At 66.1% G+C, this 15109-nt stretch carries 20 protein-coding genes and 1 tRNA gene; 5 read left to right on the top strand and 16 right to left on the bottom strand.

Going from position 1 to position 15109, the window contains the following annotated elements; translation table 11 throughout:
* Positions 1-47: 47 nt before the first annotated feature.
* On the bottom strand, positions 48-713 hold the full coding sequence (locus tag QE381_RS11950; RefSeq protein ID WP_307218441.1) for an SHOCT domain-containing protein: 666 nt from the start codon (positions 711-713) through the stop codon (positions 48-50).
* A gap of 360 nt (positions 714-1073) precedes the next feature.
* Here QE381_RS11950 and QE381_RS11945 point away from each other — a divergent pair, with 360 nt between their 5' ends.
* On the top strand, positions 1074-1199 hold the full coding sequence (locus QE381_RS11945; RefSeq protein ID WP_307218439.1) for a hypothetical protein: 126 nt from the start codon (positions 1074-1076) through the stop codon (positions 1197-1199).
* A 15-nt stretch (positions 1200-1214) separates the two neighbouring features.
* A complete protein-coding gene (locus QE381_RS11940; protein WP_307218438.1) occupies positions 1215-1640 on the top strand; it encodes a hypothetical protein in 426 nt (141 codons plus the stop codon).
* Here the strand turns inward: QE381_RS11940 and QE381_RS11935 are convergent.
* The 13 genes from QE381_RS11935 to QE381_RS11880 all read right to left on the bottom strand — a co-directional run bounded on the left by QE381_RS11935 (position 1634) and on the right by QE381_RS11880 (position 10390).
* Entirely contained in the window at positions 1634-2296 is a 663-nt protein-coding gene (locus QE381_RS11935; RefSeq protein WP_307218436.1) for a hypothetical protein, read from the bottom strand. The genes QE381_RS11940 and QE381_RS11935 overlap by 7 nt on opposite strands.
* On the bottom strand, positions 2293-4824 hold the full coding sequence (locus QE381_RS11930; protein ID WP_307218435.1) for a phage tail tape measure protein: 2532 nt from the start codon (positions 4822-4824) through the stop codon (positions 2293-2295). Before QE381_RS11930 ends, QE381_RS11935 begins: the two co-directional genes overlap by 4 nt.
* The gene (locus tag QE381_RS11925; RefSeq protein ID WP_307218434.1) at positions 4817-5299 is read right to left on the bottom strand and encodes a hypothetical protein; all 483 of its coding nucleotides are present in this window, start codon (positions 5297-5299) and stop codon (positions 4817-4819) included. The genes QE381_RS11930 and QE381_RS11925 overlap by 8 nt, the downstream gene beginning before the upstream one ends.
* A gap of 404 nt (positions 5300-5703) precedes the next feature.
* The gene (locus QE381_RS11920; protein ID WP_307218433.1) at positions 5704-6111 is read right to left on the bottom strand and encodes a hypothetical protein; all 408 of its coding nucleotides are present in this window, start codon (positions 6109-6111) and stop codon (positions 5704-5706) included.
* A 157-nt stretch (positions 6112-6268) separates the two neighbouring features.
* Complete coding sequence (locus QE381_RS11915) at positions 6269-6811, bottom strand: hypothetical protein (protein ID WP_307218432.1); 543 nt, start codon at positions 6809-6811, stop codon at positions 6269-6271.
* Position 6812: 1 nt separating this feature from the next.
* Entirely contained in the window at positions 6813-7193 is a 381-nt protein-coding gene (locus tag QE381_RS11910; RefSeq protein ID WP_307218430.1) for a hypothetical protein, read from the bottom strand.
* Between the two features lie 337 nt (positions 7194-7530).
* A complete protein-coding gene (locus tag QE381_RS11905) occupies positions 7531-8055 on the bottom strand; it encodes a hypothetical protein (RefSeq protein ID WP_307218428.1) in 525 nt (174 codons plus the stop codon).
* Between the two features lie 88 nt (positions 8056-8143).
* Positions 8144-8395 (bottom strand): hypothetical protein, encoded by a 252-nt coding sequence (locus tag QE381_RS11900; protein ID WP_307218427.1) that lies wholly within the window; start codon positions 8393-8395, stop codon positions 8144-8146.
* A complete protein-coding gene (locus QE381_RS11895; RefSeq protein WP_307218425.1) occupies positions 8392-8604 on the bottom strand; it encodes a helix-turn-helix domain-containing protein in 213 nt (70 codons plus the stop codon). Before QE381_RS11895 ends, QE381_RS11900 begins: the two co-directional genes overlap by 4 nt.
* Positions 8605-8710: 106 nt before the next feature.
* Positions 8711-8923 carry a helix-turn-helix domain-containing protein gene (locus QE381_RS17905; RefSeq protein WP_373426940.1) on the bottom strand — a complete coding sequence of 71 codons (213 nt, stop codon included), beginning with the start codon at positions 8921-8923 and terminating at the stop codon, positions 8711-8713.
* Between the two features lie 249 nt (positions 8924-9172).
* Positions 9173-9757, bottom strand: a complete 585-nt coding sequence (locus tag QE381_RS11890; protein WP_307218423.1) for a hypothetical protein — start codon at positions 9755-9757, stop codon at positions 9173-9175.
* A gap of 103 nt (positions 9758-9860) precedes the next feature.
* Positions 9861-10190: a hypothetical protein gene (locus QE381_RS11885; protein WP_307218421.1), complete on the bottom strand. Its 330-nt coding sequence runs from the start codon at positions 10188-10190 to the stop codon at positions 9861-9863.
* Positions 10190-10390 carry an AlpA family transcriptional regulator gene (locus QE381_RS11880; protein WP_307218419.1) on the bottom strand — a complete coding sequence of 67 codons (201 nt, stop codon included), beginning with the start codon at positions 10388-10390 and terminating at the stop codon, positions 10190-10192. The genes QE381_RS11885 and QE381_RS11880 overlap by 1 nt, the downstream gene beginning before the upstream one ends.
* A 109-nt stretch (positions 10391-10499) precedes the next feature.
* Here QE381_RS11880 and QE381_RS11875 point away from each other — a divergent pair, with 109 nt between their 5' ends.
* On the top strand, positions 10500-11054 hold the full coding sequence (locus QE381_RS11875; RefSeq protein ID WP_307218417.1) for a helix-turn-helix domain-containing protein: 555 nt from the start codon (positions 10500-10502) through the stop codon (positions 11052-11054).
* The gene (locus QE381_RS11870) at positions 11047-12216 is read left to right on the top strand and encodes a site-specific integrase (RefSeq protein ID WP_307218415.1); all 1170 of its coding nucleotides are present in this window, start codon (positions 11047-11049) and stop codon (positions 12214-12216) included. The genes QE381_RS11875 and QE381_RS11870 overlap by 8 nt, the downstream gene beginning before the upstream one ends.
* A gap of 50 nt (positions 12217-12266) precedes the next feature.
* Here the strand turns inward: QE381_RS11870 and QE381_RS11865 are convergent.
* Together QE381_RS11865 and QE381_RS11860 are read right to left on the bottom strand one after the other, a co-directional pair.
* Positions 12267-12357, bottom strand: a tRNA-Ser gene (locus QE381_RS11865).
* 56 nt (positions 12358-12413) lie between these two features.
* Positions 12414-13274, bottom strand: a complete 861-nt coding sequence (locus QE381_RS11860; protein ID WP_307218413.1) for an LLM class F420-dependent oxidoreductase — start codon at positions 13272-13274, stop codon at positions 12414-12416.
* Positions 13275-13359: 85 nt separating this feature from the next.
* On the opposite strand from QE381_RS11860, the gene QE381_RS11855 reads away from it, so the two are divergent.
* Positions 13360-14784: an MFS transporter gene (locus QE381_RS11855; RefSeq protein ID WP_307218411.1), complete on the top strand. Its 1425-nt coding sequence runs from the start codon at positions 13360-13362 to the stop codon at positions 14782-14784.
* Positions 14785-15109: the final 325 nt, after the last annotated feature.

Raw genomic sequence — 15109 nt, 5'->3', positions numbered from 1 at the left:
AGCGCTGCAGCGCGCGGACGAGCATCGGGTTCCCCACGCCACGGATGTTACATCCGGGCGAGGATCTCGGCTTTCTTCGCCGCGAACTCGTCTTCGGTGAGGATCCCCGCGTCACGCAGCGTGGCTAGCTGTTGCAGCTGACCCACGTAGTCCGGTTGGGGCACGGCAGGAGCGACCGTGGGCGTAGGTGAAGACACATGCACGGGCGGTTGGTAGGAACCGTTGACGAGCTGCATCAACGTCGACTTGATCTGCTCCGCCTCCGCATGCCCGATGCGCATATCGATCGTGTTCCCCGCCGTGATCACCTGAACGATCGTCTGGAAGCCCTTGCCCTTCTTCGAGGTGACGGACGTGATCGATCGGATCGGGATGATCTCGCTCGACTGTTTGCGAGTGAAGCCCGTCTTCGCGTACGACACTCCGAGCGTCATCACAGCCAGACCGGCCTTCGCTCCGGCACCGAGACGACCGCGCCACTGCCACTCGATCCGGTCCGGCCACACGAACACCCGTGCATTCTTGCCCGCGATGTGCGATACGAAATCGAGAAGCGGAGCCGAGCGCCCGTCTCCGAGACGCAGATTGGTTGCCTCTGGCTCTTCGTCCCCGGCGTCCGTCTTCGGACGGTGCTGGTCGGTCCATTGGGACCCATCCCAGTACGTCTCGTAGTCACCGTTCGGATACCAGCCCGCAGGCGCCCCCGTGCTCATGCCGTCGAGTATGCCAGTCGGCGCGCGTGCGCCATACAGCACCACTTCCCTCGACATCCGTGGGCTGATTGGGTGTTGATCGGACTTATCCGCCCTGGCGAGACCCGCACCATCGAAGTCGAAGGCGCGTCGACCGCGGAACTTGCGCGGCTCGTTGAGGCGCAGCCCCCTCAGGGGTGGGAGGTCACGGAGATCCCGGTGCGGATGAGCAAGGGATCCACGGCTTGTCGGCGACGGTGACGATCCCCCGGCTACCTTCGTAGAGGCAGCCGGGGCCGTACGGTATCGGTGACGGGGTGTAGGGTCGCGAGCCCAACACCCGCTCCGGAAGGGCACGACACCATGGCTGATCAGGAATCTATGGTCCCGTCTATCGACGAGATCGACGGGAACCCCGACCACTACACCGTCACCGAATCCGCGGTCGCGGAGATCAACGCAAAGAACGCCGAACGGGACCGCATCCGCGAGTGGTGGGGCCAGTAGCCCCTACTCCGTGGGATGGCGTCGCGGAGCTTTCCAGCGGGTAAGCGCGGCGGCGCATCCCCTGCGCGCGACCAAGCCAGGCACAACAACCTCAATAACCCTGCCCGCAAGTACTTCGCCATCGCCCTCTTGGACGGCGACAAACGGTCAGATGACGGCTATAACCCCGGGAGCACATCCTGGCTCAACCTCGGTGACGACCAACCCTACGTCACCTTCATTCCGGGGACAGATCATCCGGAGGCGGTCATCCTGGACACCCTTTCTGCGGACATCGCCGAGAAAGGGAAGGTGCTGCCGCGCCTCACTTTGGCGCTCCAGATGGGACACCGCGCATCAGACCGAGGTTCGACATGGGCGAACTTCCACGACGACGACGTGCGCGCGATGTGGGACCCGGTGCGACCTCTGCTACCTCTGCTTTCGGACGCAACTCACTGAAACGCCGAAACGCCCCCTCGAACCCGCCGTGATGGCGATGATCGGTCACGATCTTCGTCCTCGCAGCGCTCGTGGTCAGGGAAACAGCCGATGACGGTGGTGCGGATCTGGTGGTTGAGGATGATAGTGGCGTGAATGTGCCCGCCGATGGTGTTGGGGTTTTCGTTTCGGAATCGTGTGGCGATGTCGATGATGTCGTCTTGGTCGCCCCACCGGTCGATGGTGAATGTTTGAGGCCGGGGCTGCGTCCACATGCCGGGGGTGTCGAATCGTTCGGGTTCGAAGTTGGTGGCGGAGTCGTAGGCGTACCGGACAATCTTGTCGGAGCCGTCCGGGTAGCCGATGATGCAGATGCGTTCGTCGGTGTGGGTGCCGCGCTCGGCGGTGTACTCGGTCCAGAAGGTGCGGAGGACGTTGGGCGCGGTGTGGTTGAGGTCGTCGATGTCGCGGATGGAGTGAGGGATGCGGCGGACGTAGTCCTCCCACAGCCAGCCGAACTGCGACGTTCCCATGGAGACCATGGCGAGGTTCAGGTGCGGGAGGGGGATCACTTTCGAGGCGAACCCGATTGGGGTCTGGTCGTTGTGGTCGCTGATGAGGGTGTCGGTGACGATCATGGCGGAGTCGTCGCGCTGGTCGAAGATGACGAGGGTCACAGGGGCATTCCTTCCAGGGGGATGAGGTGGTGGGTCGGCAGGGTGATGAGGTCTCCGGGCGCGTAGGCGGTGGCGGGAGAGGTGTAGTCGTAGAGACCTCCGTTGGCGTTCGGTGCGGGTCCGAAGATCTGCTGGTAGCCGGCGGGTTGGGCGGACATGACGGCTTCGAGGGTGACGGTCCGGCCTTGCCATTGGTTGAGCCAGGCGACCATTTCGGTGGTCGCGGCGGCGGTGTTGGCGATGACGTTCCACTCGGTTTGGGAGGGGATGCGGTAGATCTGGTCCGCGAGCGCGGTGGCTTGTTCGGTGTTGTAGCCGAGTTGGGTGGCGCGGTCGATGAGTGCTTGCCGGCCGGCTTCGAGGGTGGCCCGGTAGGCGTCGGTGTTCGAGTCGAGGTCGAACTGTGCTTTCGCGGCTGCTTGGGACTTCTCGGCGAGGTCGACGATCAGGTCCATGTTGTCCCTGCCGGCCTGGGTGGTGACGTCCAGGGTGGTCGCGTACCCGTCGGTGCCTTCTGTGGCTTTCCTGATCTGTTCGTCGAGTTTGGCGACCGCGTCCTGGTAGTCGATGTTCTTGGTGATCGCGTCCTGCCCGACACCGTTGGCTTTGTTGATCTGGTCGACGAGTTTGTCGAGCTCGGAGGCGAGGTTGTCGACCGCGTCGCCTTCGGCGAGGTACTGCTGCGCGGCGCTCTGGGCACCCTGAGCGGACTTCTCCGTCGCGTCGGTGACGCCCTGGGTGGCTTGTTCTTTCTGCTTCGCGAGGCGGGCGGCTTCGTCGAGGGAGTCCGCTTCGCCCTGCACCCCGGACTGGACCTTCAACGCGGCGCGTTCGAGGTCTTGCTGAGACAGGCCGAGCCGGTTCGCTTCATCGGCGGCGAACCCGGAGTCCTCCCTGATCCGTTTCAGGTAGGGGCTGAGCTGCTCGATCGCTTTCGACGACCCGACCGCAGCGTCGGTGACCGTGGACAGGCTCAGGTGCAGCTTCTCCGCCGAGTCGAGCACCGACCCGGGGCCGCTGATCTTCCCGAACAGGTTGTCCCACATGCCCGGGGTCTTGGACAGGTTCTCCGCGGCGAGCTTCTTCGTCGCCTCCGTGACCCGCAGCGTCCCATCCTCGAGGGTGTCCGCGTACGCCTGCGCCTGGGCCTGGGCGCGGGCCTCGGCCTGCTTCTGCGCGATCCCGACAACGATCGTCAGCAGACCAGCCAGAGCAAGCCCGGCACCTCCCGCACTCAGGCCGAGAGACTTCATCGAGATCCCTGCACCGTCGATCGTGGCTTTCAGTTCGATGAACTTCGGGACCGCGAGCATCGCCGTCCCACCCGCGAGCGCCACCGCGGCGGTCACCCCGCCGATCGCGAGCACCGCATGCTGGACAGGCTCGGGAAGATCGGAGTACATCTGCACCAAGCCCGTGAGCGCCTGCGTGACCGTCCGGAGCGTCTCGTTCGCCCCCGACCCGGTCTGGATCAGGGCCGAATCCAGCGCTCCCGAGAGGGCCTCGAGATCGCCCCGCAAGTTGTCGAGGCGTTTCCGGGCTTGCTCGGCCGCGTAGCCGGCGTCGTTGGTCTGGTCGATGTACCGCTGGATACCCGCCGCGCCCTGCTGGTAGAGCACGTTCGCCGACCGGAGGGCGTCGTTTCCGAAGACCTGAGCGAGGGCGGCGTTACGCTGCTCATCCGACAAGCCCCCGAGCTTGGTCTGCAGCTGCCCCGCGATCTGGGTGAAGGAGAGCATCTTGCCGGTGCCGTCGTAGAAGCTCAGCCCGTACTGGTCCATCACCGCCCGGGACTTGTCCGTCGGCGCCTGCAGGGCGATAATCGCGGTCTTCAGCGACGTGCCAGCATCGGAGCCAAGGAGACCGGCGTCGGCGAAAGCGGCGAGCACACCCGTGGTGTCCTCGATCGACTGCCCCGCACCGTGCGCGACAAGACCCGCCTGGTTCAGAGCCTGCGACAGGTCGCTGACATCCCCGACAGCCTTACCCGCGCCCGCCGCGAGCAGGTCCGCCACGTGAGGGACGTCTTTGCCTTCCAGAGCGAACTGCTTTGTCGCGATCGCGGCGGTCTGCGCAGCGTCCGCGACCGACATCTGCCCCGCGGCCGCGAGAGCAAGCGCACCATTCAGCCCGCCGGTGAGGATCTGCTGAGTGCTCAGGCCCGCCTTCGCGAGCTCCTCGATCGCACCAGCCGCGTCCGTCGCAGAGAACACCGTCGACGCGCCCGCGTCGATAGCGGCCTTCCGGAGGGCATCCATGTTCTCTGCCGTCTCACCGGTCGCTGCCTCCACGTTCGACATCGCCGCGTCGAACTCCGCGAACTTCGCGATCGCCACACCCACGCCCGCGGCGATGACCGCACCCATCGCGACCCCCGCTTTCCCGACCGCGTCGAACGCGGCCCGCGACTGCGCCAGCTTCTCACCCTCCGTCCCCACCGTCCGGGTCGCCTGCGCGGCCTCGAGCATGCCCTTCTTGTACTCCGCCACCTGAGCGGACAGGGTGACCTTAACTACGCGATCAGCCATCAGAGGCCTCCTTCTCGTTCTTCGCCGCGGTCGCAGCCTTCAGCTGTTGCACGTGCCGGCCCCAGTGAATCCACCACAGCGCGGCCACAATGTCTGACCGGAACGGTGCCGCGATCAACGCCACGACCTGCACCCACTCCTCGGCCGTTGGATGTTCCCCGTCGATAACGATCCGGTCGACCGGGAACCGTGCGAGCACCGTGTCCGTGTTCGCACCAATTCGGACATCCTCGGTATTGCCCGGACGGGGAGGCGCAGTAGCCGTCAGATCGCACCACTCGAAGCCGCGCACCTCCGTCAACACGACCTCAACGACCGTCTCACCGAACGCCATCTCGAACGGCACAGACTCCATCCGCTGCTCACGCGCACACGCGATCAACGCAGAAAGGCGGGAGCGAGGAGCTTCCTCGACGGCTTCCGCGGCCCTTTGATCCGGTTCTGTGGCTTGATCGAGTAACTGCTGAATCGTCATCGGGTACCCCAGTCAGGATCGTTCTGCTTCATTTCTCGGATGAGGGCTTTGGTGCAGAGCGCGAGCAGTTCCTCGCGGAACGGTGACCCGATCTATGGGCCGCCGAGGCGCTTGTCCGGCCACGAACGGCGTGAGTCGCCCATCAGGGTGAAGCACGTAGGCGTCGGACACCGCGGGAACGCGAGTTCCCCGCGGAAGCTCCCACCGCCCAACTACGAAGGCGTCACCGGTCGAGATAGACGCGAGACGGCGACGGTGATGAGCGCTCAAGACACTCGGGTCGGGAAGGATCTCGTTCGGCGCGACAGCGGCCAGGGTGAGCATCTGGGCTTCTGCGCGGAGGCGAAAGTGCTCCACCAGCCCCGAGACAGCTCCTCGCTTGCCCACAGATTTAAGACGCGCCATCAGCCGCTCACCACCCTCAACCGCGGCTCACTCTTCGAAGAAACCCGCTTCGCATGCATCGCCTCCGCAGCGCGCTGCTTCTTCGGATCCTTCGCGACATCGTCATCAGAAGGGATCCGAAGCTCCGCGAGATACTTACCCAACTGAGCACGCTGCAACCGAATCTCAGTGATCAACGGGTTCATACGAACCTGCCCCTGCGAACCAACCACCAACAAGCCCTGATCCGCCAGCAACGCTTCGAGCTTCTGGATGTCGTCGGCCTGCGCGACCGCAAGAGCCAACACCTCAAGCTCTCGATCGTCCCAGTCGACCACCCGCGAGATACGCTTCCGAAGCGCCTCACCAGCAGAACTACGAACCATCACGCCCCACAAAAAAAACGGCTTGCCCTGCATTGCAGGCATCGAAATCCGCAGGTCCCCGGAGGTACCTGGGGAGGAGGGGGAGGGGGTCCCGGGCGCACCTTCCGGGCGTCGAGACGTGGACACGTCACTCATGCTCTTCTCCTTTCGTCGGTGAGGGGTGCGGGTGGGTTCACGCGTCCGCACGTAGCCTGTCTTGTCAGTCGTCATCACCCCAGTCCCGGGTGCGTCCGGGGAGGAGCGAGGACGGTGCGGTCTCGGCCTCGGGCTCTTCCTCCTGGTGCAGGGGCGCATGCCGGGACTTGTAAAGCTCACGCCCACGGTTCGTTAGTCCCGTGTAGTCGGGGCGCTCCTCCGGATTCCGCATCCGCCGCTCGCGCGCGATCTGCATTGCGGCTCGTCGGAGGTCTCTCGTCGATGGACGGGCGATGGCATTCTCGCCTGCGATTCGGCGGATGCGGTCAGCCGTCGTCTCGACGAGAGCTCCGTCGGTCAGCTGCATGTTTGCGGTGAGCATGGTGGCGGTCCGCTCAGGAAGTTCGACCCAGCTTCGCTCAGCGGCTTGATGGAGCACCGCGTAGGCAAGGGAGGTGTCGTTGGTGCGGAGGGCGCGTTCGAGGATTCGCTCGGCTTCCGCGGATGTGGTGATGCGTTCGGCTCGGTCGTGCGCGTCACGGATTGCGATGATGTCCCGGGGCGGTGCGAGGCGTTCGATGCGCTGCGCTAGGGCCTTGAGCGTCATGTCATTGTTCCCTCCGTCGGCTTTGGACGTATGTGTGAGCTTCGTTGGGGTTGATGAGCCACGTGTTGCCCCATTTGGTGGCGGGGAGGATCCCGTCAGAGATGTCTTTGCGGATCGTGCGTTCGGCTCTTCCTGTTGCTCGTGCGAGCTTTCTTACTGTCCAGCCATCAGCTTCCTCGGATGCCGCGGGATGCCGCGGTTCGGTGCCGTTTGCGGCATCGGCCGAGTAAGCAAGCACAGTGATGTCGTGAAGCAGCCTGTAGGCGGGCGAGTCATCACCGCGAAGCCGCTTCCGAACCTCGCTCAGATTGGTGAGCTGCAACAGCATCCGGAACTCTGTCCGGGTAACGAACATGCCCGGCTCCGTGATGCGGACACTCATCGGACCATCTCGTAGGACTGGATCGGTCGATAACGTCTAGTGCGGAGTCCTCCATGTCGATATAAGCGACGTGGCCTCGCTGTGCCGGGAACGAGGTCGGCGAGGCCAGCGAGCTCTAGCTGCGTCCACGCGTCTTCGGACTGGAGTAGCTCTTCGTAGACCAGAGGCGACGCCTCTTTGGCTGAGAAGTCATCGAGCAACCCACCCGCGACGATCACGATGGTCCTGCCCTGCAACGAGCTGAGATCGGCGACTGACTGCCTAACCCGGAGCATTCGGAACCGCTCACCCTTCCGAAGCGTCGCCACCAGCGAGCGACGTTCTTGCCGCAATGGGTTCACGCTGCTTCGCCAGACTTCCCGGGAACGACCGTTGGCCAGTCCATGACGTTCTCAGAACCGGTTGCTATATCAGCCCGTCCTGTCCCGTCCCGTCCCGTCCCGGCGTTCGCTGCGACATTCGTCGTGACAGTCGTTGCGACATTCGCTGCGACAGGGCAGTGATCTGCGTCACAGAGGCTGTGGTCACCCGCCTTGTGGGCGCGTTCGCGACGCTTGCGTTCCCTGTCCCGTTCCTGCTTCTTCGCAACCCAGGGAGGCGGAACGTGGTCCGCGATCTCCACGATTCGGTACCCCGCGCCGACAACTTCGATGAGACCGACCGCGGCCAGCTCGCTGAGCGCGCGGGCAGGATCCGGATGATCCGATGCTCGGCGAGCGTCGCTGGCGCGTATGAGGCCGTCGTGGCGGTCGTTGCGGCAGCAGAACTGGATCATGGCGAGGTAGTGCCAGCGTCCGGCGTAGTCGATGTGCTCAAGCTGTGGTTTGTCGGTCCAGGAGTCGTCGAGCCTGGTCCACGTCATGGGCGTCTCCTTTCCACCCGGTCCGCGGCCGGGCCTACGCGGGCAGACCCCCTGCGAGAGGGGATCTTGCAGGGGGTCTGCCATCGGGTCATCCGTCGAGGTCTCGCAACCACTCGTCCACGCTGGTGGGACGTCGGATCGGCCTGGCTGGCTCCGGCAGGTCGTCGCACAGGTCGAGGAGTCGTAACGCGAGGGCGCGCGCGAGATCGCGGTCGAGTTCCTGCACGGGTCGGTTGCACGTGTCGAGCAGGAGGATGCGGGTCGGCTTCAGTGTGCCGATGTCACGGGCGAGGACGGCGATCTCAGCGGCTGTCTCCTTCTCGAAGTTGAACCCGGTCATGCCGACTCCAGCCCGTCGAGGAGAGCGTCGAGGTCTTCCTTGAGGATGATGATGTCGCGGCCGTGGTGCTTCGCGGGGAGGTGATATTTCCGGATGAACATGCGGATCTTGTAGATCCCCAGCCCGGTGTAGGTCGCGGCGTCTTCGGGGCTGAAGCCCCGCTTCTCCACCGGAGCGGCCATGGCGACGAGGTAGGCGGGAGCGGTCATGCGAGCCCTCCCTCGCCGGTCAGGCGCCGGTACATCAGTCCGGGACTCACTCCCTCAGTCGTCGCGAGACGACGCAGCTCGCTGACGGTCATGTCGCCAGCGCTCTCTACTGGCTGTGAGACGGCGGCTGCTCCGGTAGGGACTGGAGCCACCGCAGTAGCTCGCTCTTGAGGATGATCGGTTTCGCGTTCGCGTACCGCGCAACCAGATCGTTGCGTGCGATCGCCCTCTGCAACGTCCGCATCGAGTAGCCGACCGCTTCCGCCGCTTCCGGGAGGCTGTACGCGAGCTTCTCGACCTCCACTCGACTTCGACCCATCAGCGCTTCCCTTCAAATAGTCCAACAGGTGCACAGCCAGTCCTTCGCCGGCCACTCCCAAGCTCACGACGAGCGCGTAAAGATCGCCCATCGTGAGCCGGTCGGGTCTACCGATCAATCGCTTCAGCGACGTCCGCGGGATGCCAGAGCTGTTCGACAGTGCTCGCAGCGAGAGACCCGACGCTCTCACAGCGCTCTCCACGGGGTTGCGACCGGGGTGGATAGAGCGGGTGTTCATCTTCTGATTTCTCATGCCGCCACTGCCCCGGCAGGGTAGATGCCTTCGATCCAGAGCGTCGCCGACCAGACGTCGCCGGCGTGCACGACGTTGCCCATCGGGTCGATGAGCGTGACTTCTCGGTCCCGCAGCCGGCACCGGAAGCCTTCGTGAGCGGCTTGACGTCGAACCCGGGCGACCGCCTGGCGGTGGCCTGACTCTTCGAAAGGATCGTCAAGAACGCGAGCGACGATGCAGAAGTTGTCGTCCACGACGAGGTACTCGTACAGGCCCAGAGCGCCTGTGACCGAGCCCGCCCAGTAGCCCACCATGGGTCCGCGGCGATCATCGGCGGCGTATCCCGCTCGGAGATCCTGGCGCACGACCCCGGACGCGCTGCGCGTCCACGTCCGCCAGAGCACGGTCCGGTCACCGACCCGCACCTGACCATCGGGCTCGACAATGTGGGCATCAATGCCCACGTCGTCCAGCTGCGAGATGGTGGCGGTAGCGAGGAGTCTCTGGCGCGTGCTGAGCTCGTCGATCTCCTCCCGGAGGCGTCGAAGCGCCTCGATCTGCTCTTCGACGCTCGCGATATCGAGATGTACAGTGTTCATGACATGGTTCCTTTAGTGGGTGCCTGGCCCTCGTTCCCGGTGGCAGCCGGGACGGGGGCTTTCTTCTTGGGTCGAGGTCTGCTGGCGTGAAGCCGGACACGTCTCATGCGTGGGGATTGATGGCGAGCTGCCACCGGGTCGCGGGGTTCCCGTGCCTGCTCACACCCGCCACCGCGTTCGCGCCAACGAGACCCTTGCGGACCGCTGTCGCGCGGGCGGTCCGGATGCGCTGCTCGGTCACGTTCGGGATGCCCGGGTAATGCTCAGCCCGGGAGTGGTAGATCGTGACGATTTGGTCGTCTGTCGCGGGGCCGATGCGGCGGAGGATGTCGAGCACGACGACCTCGACCTTCGCCTTCGTCTCCGGATCGAGCGACAGCTCAGCCTCAAGCGAGTGCCCGTCAAGCGCGGCGGGACGGACGCGAGTTCCCATCACGCGACCTCTGCCGTACTCGTACGTTCGGACGCTTCAAGCCAGTCGATGACGTCCCGCTCCCGGTACACAACCTTCCGCGGCGTCGGCTTGAGGAACTTCGGTCCCTGCCCCTTGAAGCGCAACTGCGCCAGGGTGCTCGTCGTCATTCCTGGTATCAGGTCCGCCGCCTCTTTAGGGGTCAGATAGGTACTGGCCATCTCCCGCCCTCTCCAAATCTGCTTCGATACGCTGGCAAATTCTGCTTCACTTCGTTCACCGTAGCAGATCTTGATGCAATGTCATAACCTTTTGGGATATCGTTGGATTGTGCCCACACCAGACGTGCTTCTCGGCCAACGGATCCGCAACTACCGAGAGTCCGCAGGGATGTCGCAAGCCGACCTTTCGCGAGCACTCGAGGCACGCGGCTTGAACATTCCGTCTACGACCGTCTACAAGATCGAGCACGCGACCAGGAAGGTTCTCGCCTCCGAGCTCCCGATCTTCGGTGCAGCATTGGGGGTGCCCGCAGCCAACCTCTTAGGTCTCGGGGAAGATCGGGCTCCACTGCACGACGCGGGCGGCCGCCTTGAAGAAGCAAGCAGGAACTTGGAGACCGCTTCGCTCGCGTATGCGCGAGCCATGCTCTCATTCGCGCTCGCAGCGGACGCCATGAGAGAGCTGCACGAGAACGACGAGTACTTCGTGACCGAGTCACTGATACGGCAGACACCTGGCTGGGTGGCTACTGCTAACGTGATCGGCTCGATCGACGCCAGTTTGAAACTGAACCGCCGAGAGGTCACTAGCCCTCACGCCAGAGCGGTCCTGGATGCTCTGAAGCGCGAACATGACCACTTCCACGAGGACGCAGATGGGTAGCGTTCACGCGTACGAGACGAAGGCGGGCAAGAAGCTCTACCGCATCATCTACCGGCGCCCCGACAACACTCAGACCCAGGAACGCGGGTTCGCGCGGAAGCGGGACGCGGAGTTGCGGCTCGCCGAGGTCGAGCTGGGGAAAGCGAAGGGCGACTACGTCAACCCGGCTGACGCGCGGGAGACGATCTCGAGCATCGCCGCCGGCTGGCTGACAGCGCGCGAGCATGTAATGAAGCCGTCCAGCTACCGGCCGGTGAAGAGCGCGTGGGAGACGCACGTGGAACCCCGGTGGGGTGCACGGAAGGTCGGGAGCATCAAGCACTCCGAGGTGCAGGAGTGGGTGTCAGAGCTCGCACGAGACAAGTCAGCGACTACGGTGCTGCGCTCGTACGGACTGCTGGCGGCGCTGCTGGACGTCGCGGTGAACGACCGGCGTGTGAGTCGCAACGTCGCGCGAGGCGTGACACTCCCCCGCAAAGTACCGAAGTCGAAGCCGTACCTCACACACCAGCAGGTGCAGACCCTCGCCGACGCCTCCGCTCACCCCACACTGGTGCTGTTCCTCGCGTACACGGGCCTGCGGTGGGGCGAGGCGACCGGGCTGCGGGTTCGGCACGTCGACGCGCTCAGGCGTCGTGTGAGCGTCGAGGAGAACGCCGTGATGGTCGGCACCGTCATCCACGTCGGCACACCGAAGACCCACGAGACCCGCTCGGTGCCATACCCGGAGTTTCTCGCGCTGCCGATCGCGAAGCTCTGCGAGGGCAAGAGCCGTGACGACCTGCTGTTCGGCGACGGCCGACTGCACATGAGGCTCCCGAACAGCCGCGATGGGTGGTTCGCGGCCGCGGTCCGACGTGTCCTCGACGACGAGGCGAAAGCCGCCGCTGAGGCGAAAGCTCGCGGCGGGAAGGAGCCGGCGCGGATGCCGAGAGTGACGCCGCACGATCTGCGGCACACGGCCGCGTCGCTCGCGATCAGCTCCGGCGCGAACGTGAAAGCGGTGCAGCGGATGCTCGGCCACGCGTCCGCGAGCATGACTCTCGACACCTACGCGGACCTGTTCGACGACGATCTCGACGGGGTTGCGACGGCGCTGGATGAGGCTCGCCGTGCAGCAGTTGTTGCCAAAGTGTTGCCACGGAGCAAGTCCGGGGAGTGACGAAGGCCCCGACTTCCCAGTGTTTTCTAGGGGAGTCGGGGCCTTCGTGGTGGCGGTGACGGTGGGATTTGAACCCACGGTAGGGGGTTACCCTACACAACTTTTCGAGAGTTGCACCTTCGGCCGCTCGGACACGTCACCGTCTACCAGCTTACGACACGCCATGCCCACCCCGCGAATCGCGGACGGCCGGGGGCCTACGCGACGCGCGCGGCGACGTTCGAGACGAGCTCGACCGTGCGCGACGGGTCGTCCGCCCCCACGGCGAACACGTAGGTCGCGGTGACCCCGAGCTCGGCGAGCGCATCGACCTCGGTGGCCACCGCATCCGCCGTCGACTGCGGGTTCACGCCGACCATGGCCGTCTTCTCGATCTCGTCGTAGGAGCGCCCGACCGCCTCGCAGTGGCCGCGCAGCACGTCCAGCTTGTGCGCGAGCGCGTCGAGCCCGCCCATCGTCGACAGGTTGCAGGCGTCGGCGTGCTGCGCCACGAGCCGCAGCGTCTTCTTCTCGCCCCCGCCGCCGATCATCAGGTACGGCTTCGACAGGTTCTGCGGCGAGTTCAGCGTGCGTTCCAGCTGCCAGATCTCACCCTCGTACGGCCCGTCGGAGTCCGACCACATCTGCTGACAGATCTGCAGCGTCTCCTCGAGCTCCCGGAAGCGCCGGGCGACCGGCGGGAACGGGAACCCGAGCCCCGCGCACTCCTGCTCGTTCCACGCCGCGCCGATCCCGAGGCCGACCCGGCCGCCGGAGAGCACGTTGAGGGTCGAGATCTGCTTGGCCAGCAACGACGGATGCCGGTAGATCACCCCCGTGACGAGCGTGTGCAGCAGCGCCTTCTCCGTGTGCGCCGCGATGAACCCGAGCGTCGCATATGCCTCGAGCATCTCGTTGCTCTCGGGCCCGATGCCCGGCAGCTGCCAGAAGTGGTCCATCACCGTGATGCGCTGGATGCCGGCGGCCTCCGCCTCGCGCACATGCGCGGCCAGCGCCGGCCCGAGGGCCGCGGGCCCCGTCTTCCAGGTGAAGTCCGCGATGTGCAGCCCGAATTCCATGGTCGTCCGTCCCGGGCGGATGCCGCATCCGCCCTCCCCGCACAGGCTACGTCCGGTGGCGTAACCTCGCACCCGGGAGGTCCCGATGACGGAGCGGTTCACTGCGCAGCAGCGGCTGGTGGTGGCGATCGCGGTCCTCGGATCCTTCGTGTCCTTCCTCGACGGCACGATCGTGAACGTCGCACTCCCCGCGATCGACCGCGAGCTCGGCGGGGGACTCGCGACGCAGCAGTGGGTCGCCGACGCCTACCTCGTCACTCTCGGCGCGCTCATCCTGCTGGCGGGCTCGGTGAGCGACGCGTTCGGGCGGATCCTCGTGCTGCGCTGGGGGCTCGTGGGCTTCGGCGTGGCCTCGATCGCCGTGGCCCTCGCGCCCAGCGCCGTCTTCCTGATCGTCGCGCGGGCGGTGCAGGGTGCGGCGGCGGCATTCCTCGTGCCGAGCTCGCTCGCCCTCATCACCTCGACGATCCGAGGGTCCCGGCAGGCTCGCGCGATCGGCGTCTGGACCGCTCTCACGACCTCCGCCATGGTCGCGGGACCCCTCATCGGCGGGCTGTTCGTCGACCACCTCTCCTGGCGGTTCGCGTTCCTCGTCAACGTGCTCCCGATCGCCGTCACACTGTGGCTGCTGCCCCGGGTCGACGCGCGTGACCGCCGCGTGCCCGGCGCGAAGATCGACTGGTGGAGCGGATCGCTGTGCACCGTCGGGCTCGGGCTGGCCGTCTTCGCGCTCATCGAGGAGCCCAACGCCGGCTGGGGGTCCCCCCTCGTCTGGGCGCCGTTCGCGGCGGGTCTCCTGCTTCTCGGCGGTTTCGTCTGGCGACAGCGCGTCGCCGCATCCCCGCTGCTCCCCCTCGGGCTCTTCCGCATCCGGAACTTCTCGGCCGGCAACATCGCCACCTGGTTCGTCTACGCCGCCCTGTCGCTCAACGGCTTCGTGATCGCGATCTACCTCCAGCAGGGCGCGGGGCTGTCCGCCACCCTGGCGGGTCTCGCCTCGCTCCCCACGACGATCCTGATGGTCGCGCTCAGCTCCCGCTTCGGCGCGCTCAGCGGGCGGATCGGGCCACGGCTGTTCATGACCGCGGGGCCACTCGTCATGGCCGCGGGATCGCTTCTGTTCCTGCGGATCGAGCCCGACTTCGACTACTGGTGGCAGGTGCTGCCGGGGATGCTGGTGTTCGGCCTGGGTCTGTCGATCACGGTCGCGCCGCTCACCGCCGCCATCCTCGGCTCGGTCGACGCGTCGCGGTCGGGCATCGCCTCGGCCGTCAACAACGCGGTCTCCCGCATCGCGGGGCTCGTCGCGATCGCCGCCGTGGCCGCGGCGATCGGCGGCTCTCTCGATCTGGACGGCTTCCACCGTTCGGCCGTGATCACCGCGGTCCTGCTCGCGGCCGGCGGCGTCGCGGCGCTCATCGGCATCCGCAACGCGCCCGCTCTCACCCCCGGCCCCGGCCCCGGCCCCGGCTCCGGCTCCGGCTCCGGCTCCGGCTCCGGCCGTTCATAACTCAGGCAGAACCACCTCCCGCACCCGCCACCAGCCCCACCAGGCCAGTCCTGCCTGAGTTATGCGCACCACGCCCCGCCGACCCCGGCACCACACCCGGCCGCGGCGCCCGCCGCGGCGCCCGCCCAAACCCTGGTCCTGGCCCCGCTTCCGCCTCAGCCTCCGGCCCCGGCCCCGGCCCGGGCTCCGGCTCCGGCCCCGGCCCGGGCTCCGGCTCCGGCTCCGGCTCCGGCTCCGGCTCCGGCTCCGGCTCCGGCTCCGGCTCCGGCCGTTCATAACTCAGGCAGAACCGCCTCCCGCACACCGCCACCAGCCCCACCAGGCC

It is taken from the genome of Microbacterium sp. SORGH_AS_0888 (assembly GCF_030818905.1).
Taxonomy (GTDB): Bacteria; Actinomycetota; Actinomycetes; order Actinomycetales; family Microbacteriaceae; genus Microbacterium.
The sequence above is the reverse complement of the archived record's forward strand: the minus strand, read 5'-3'. Positions and strand labels throughout refer to the sequence as shown.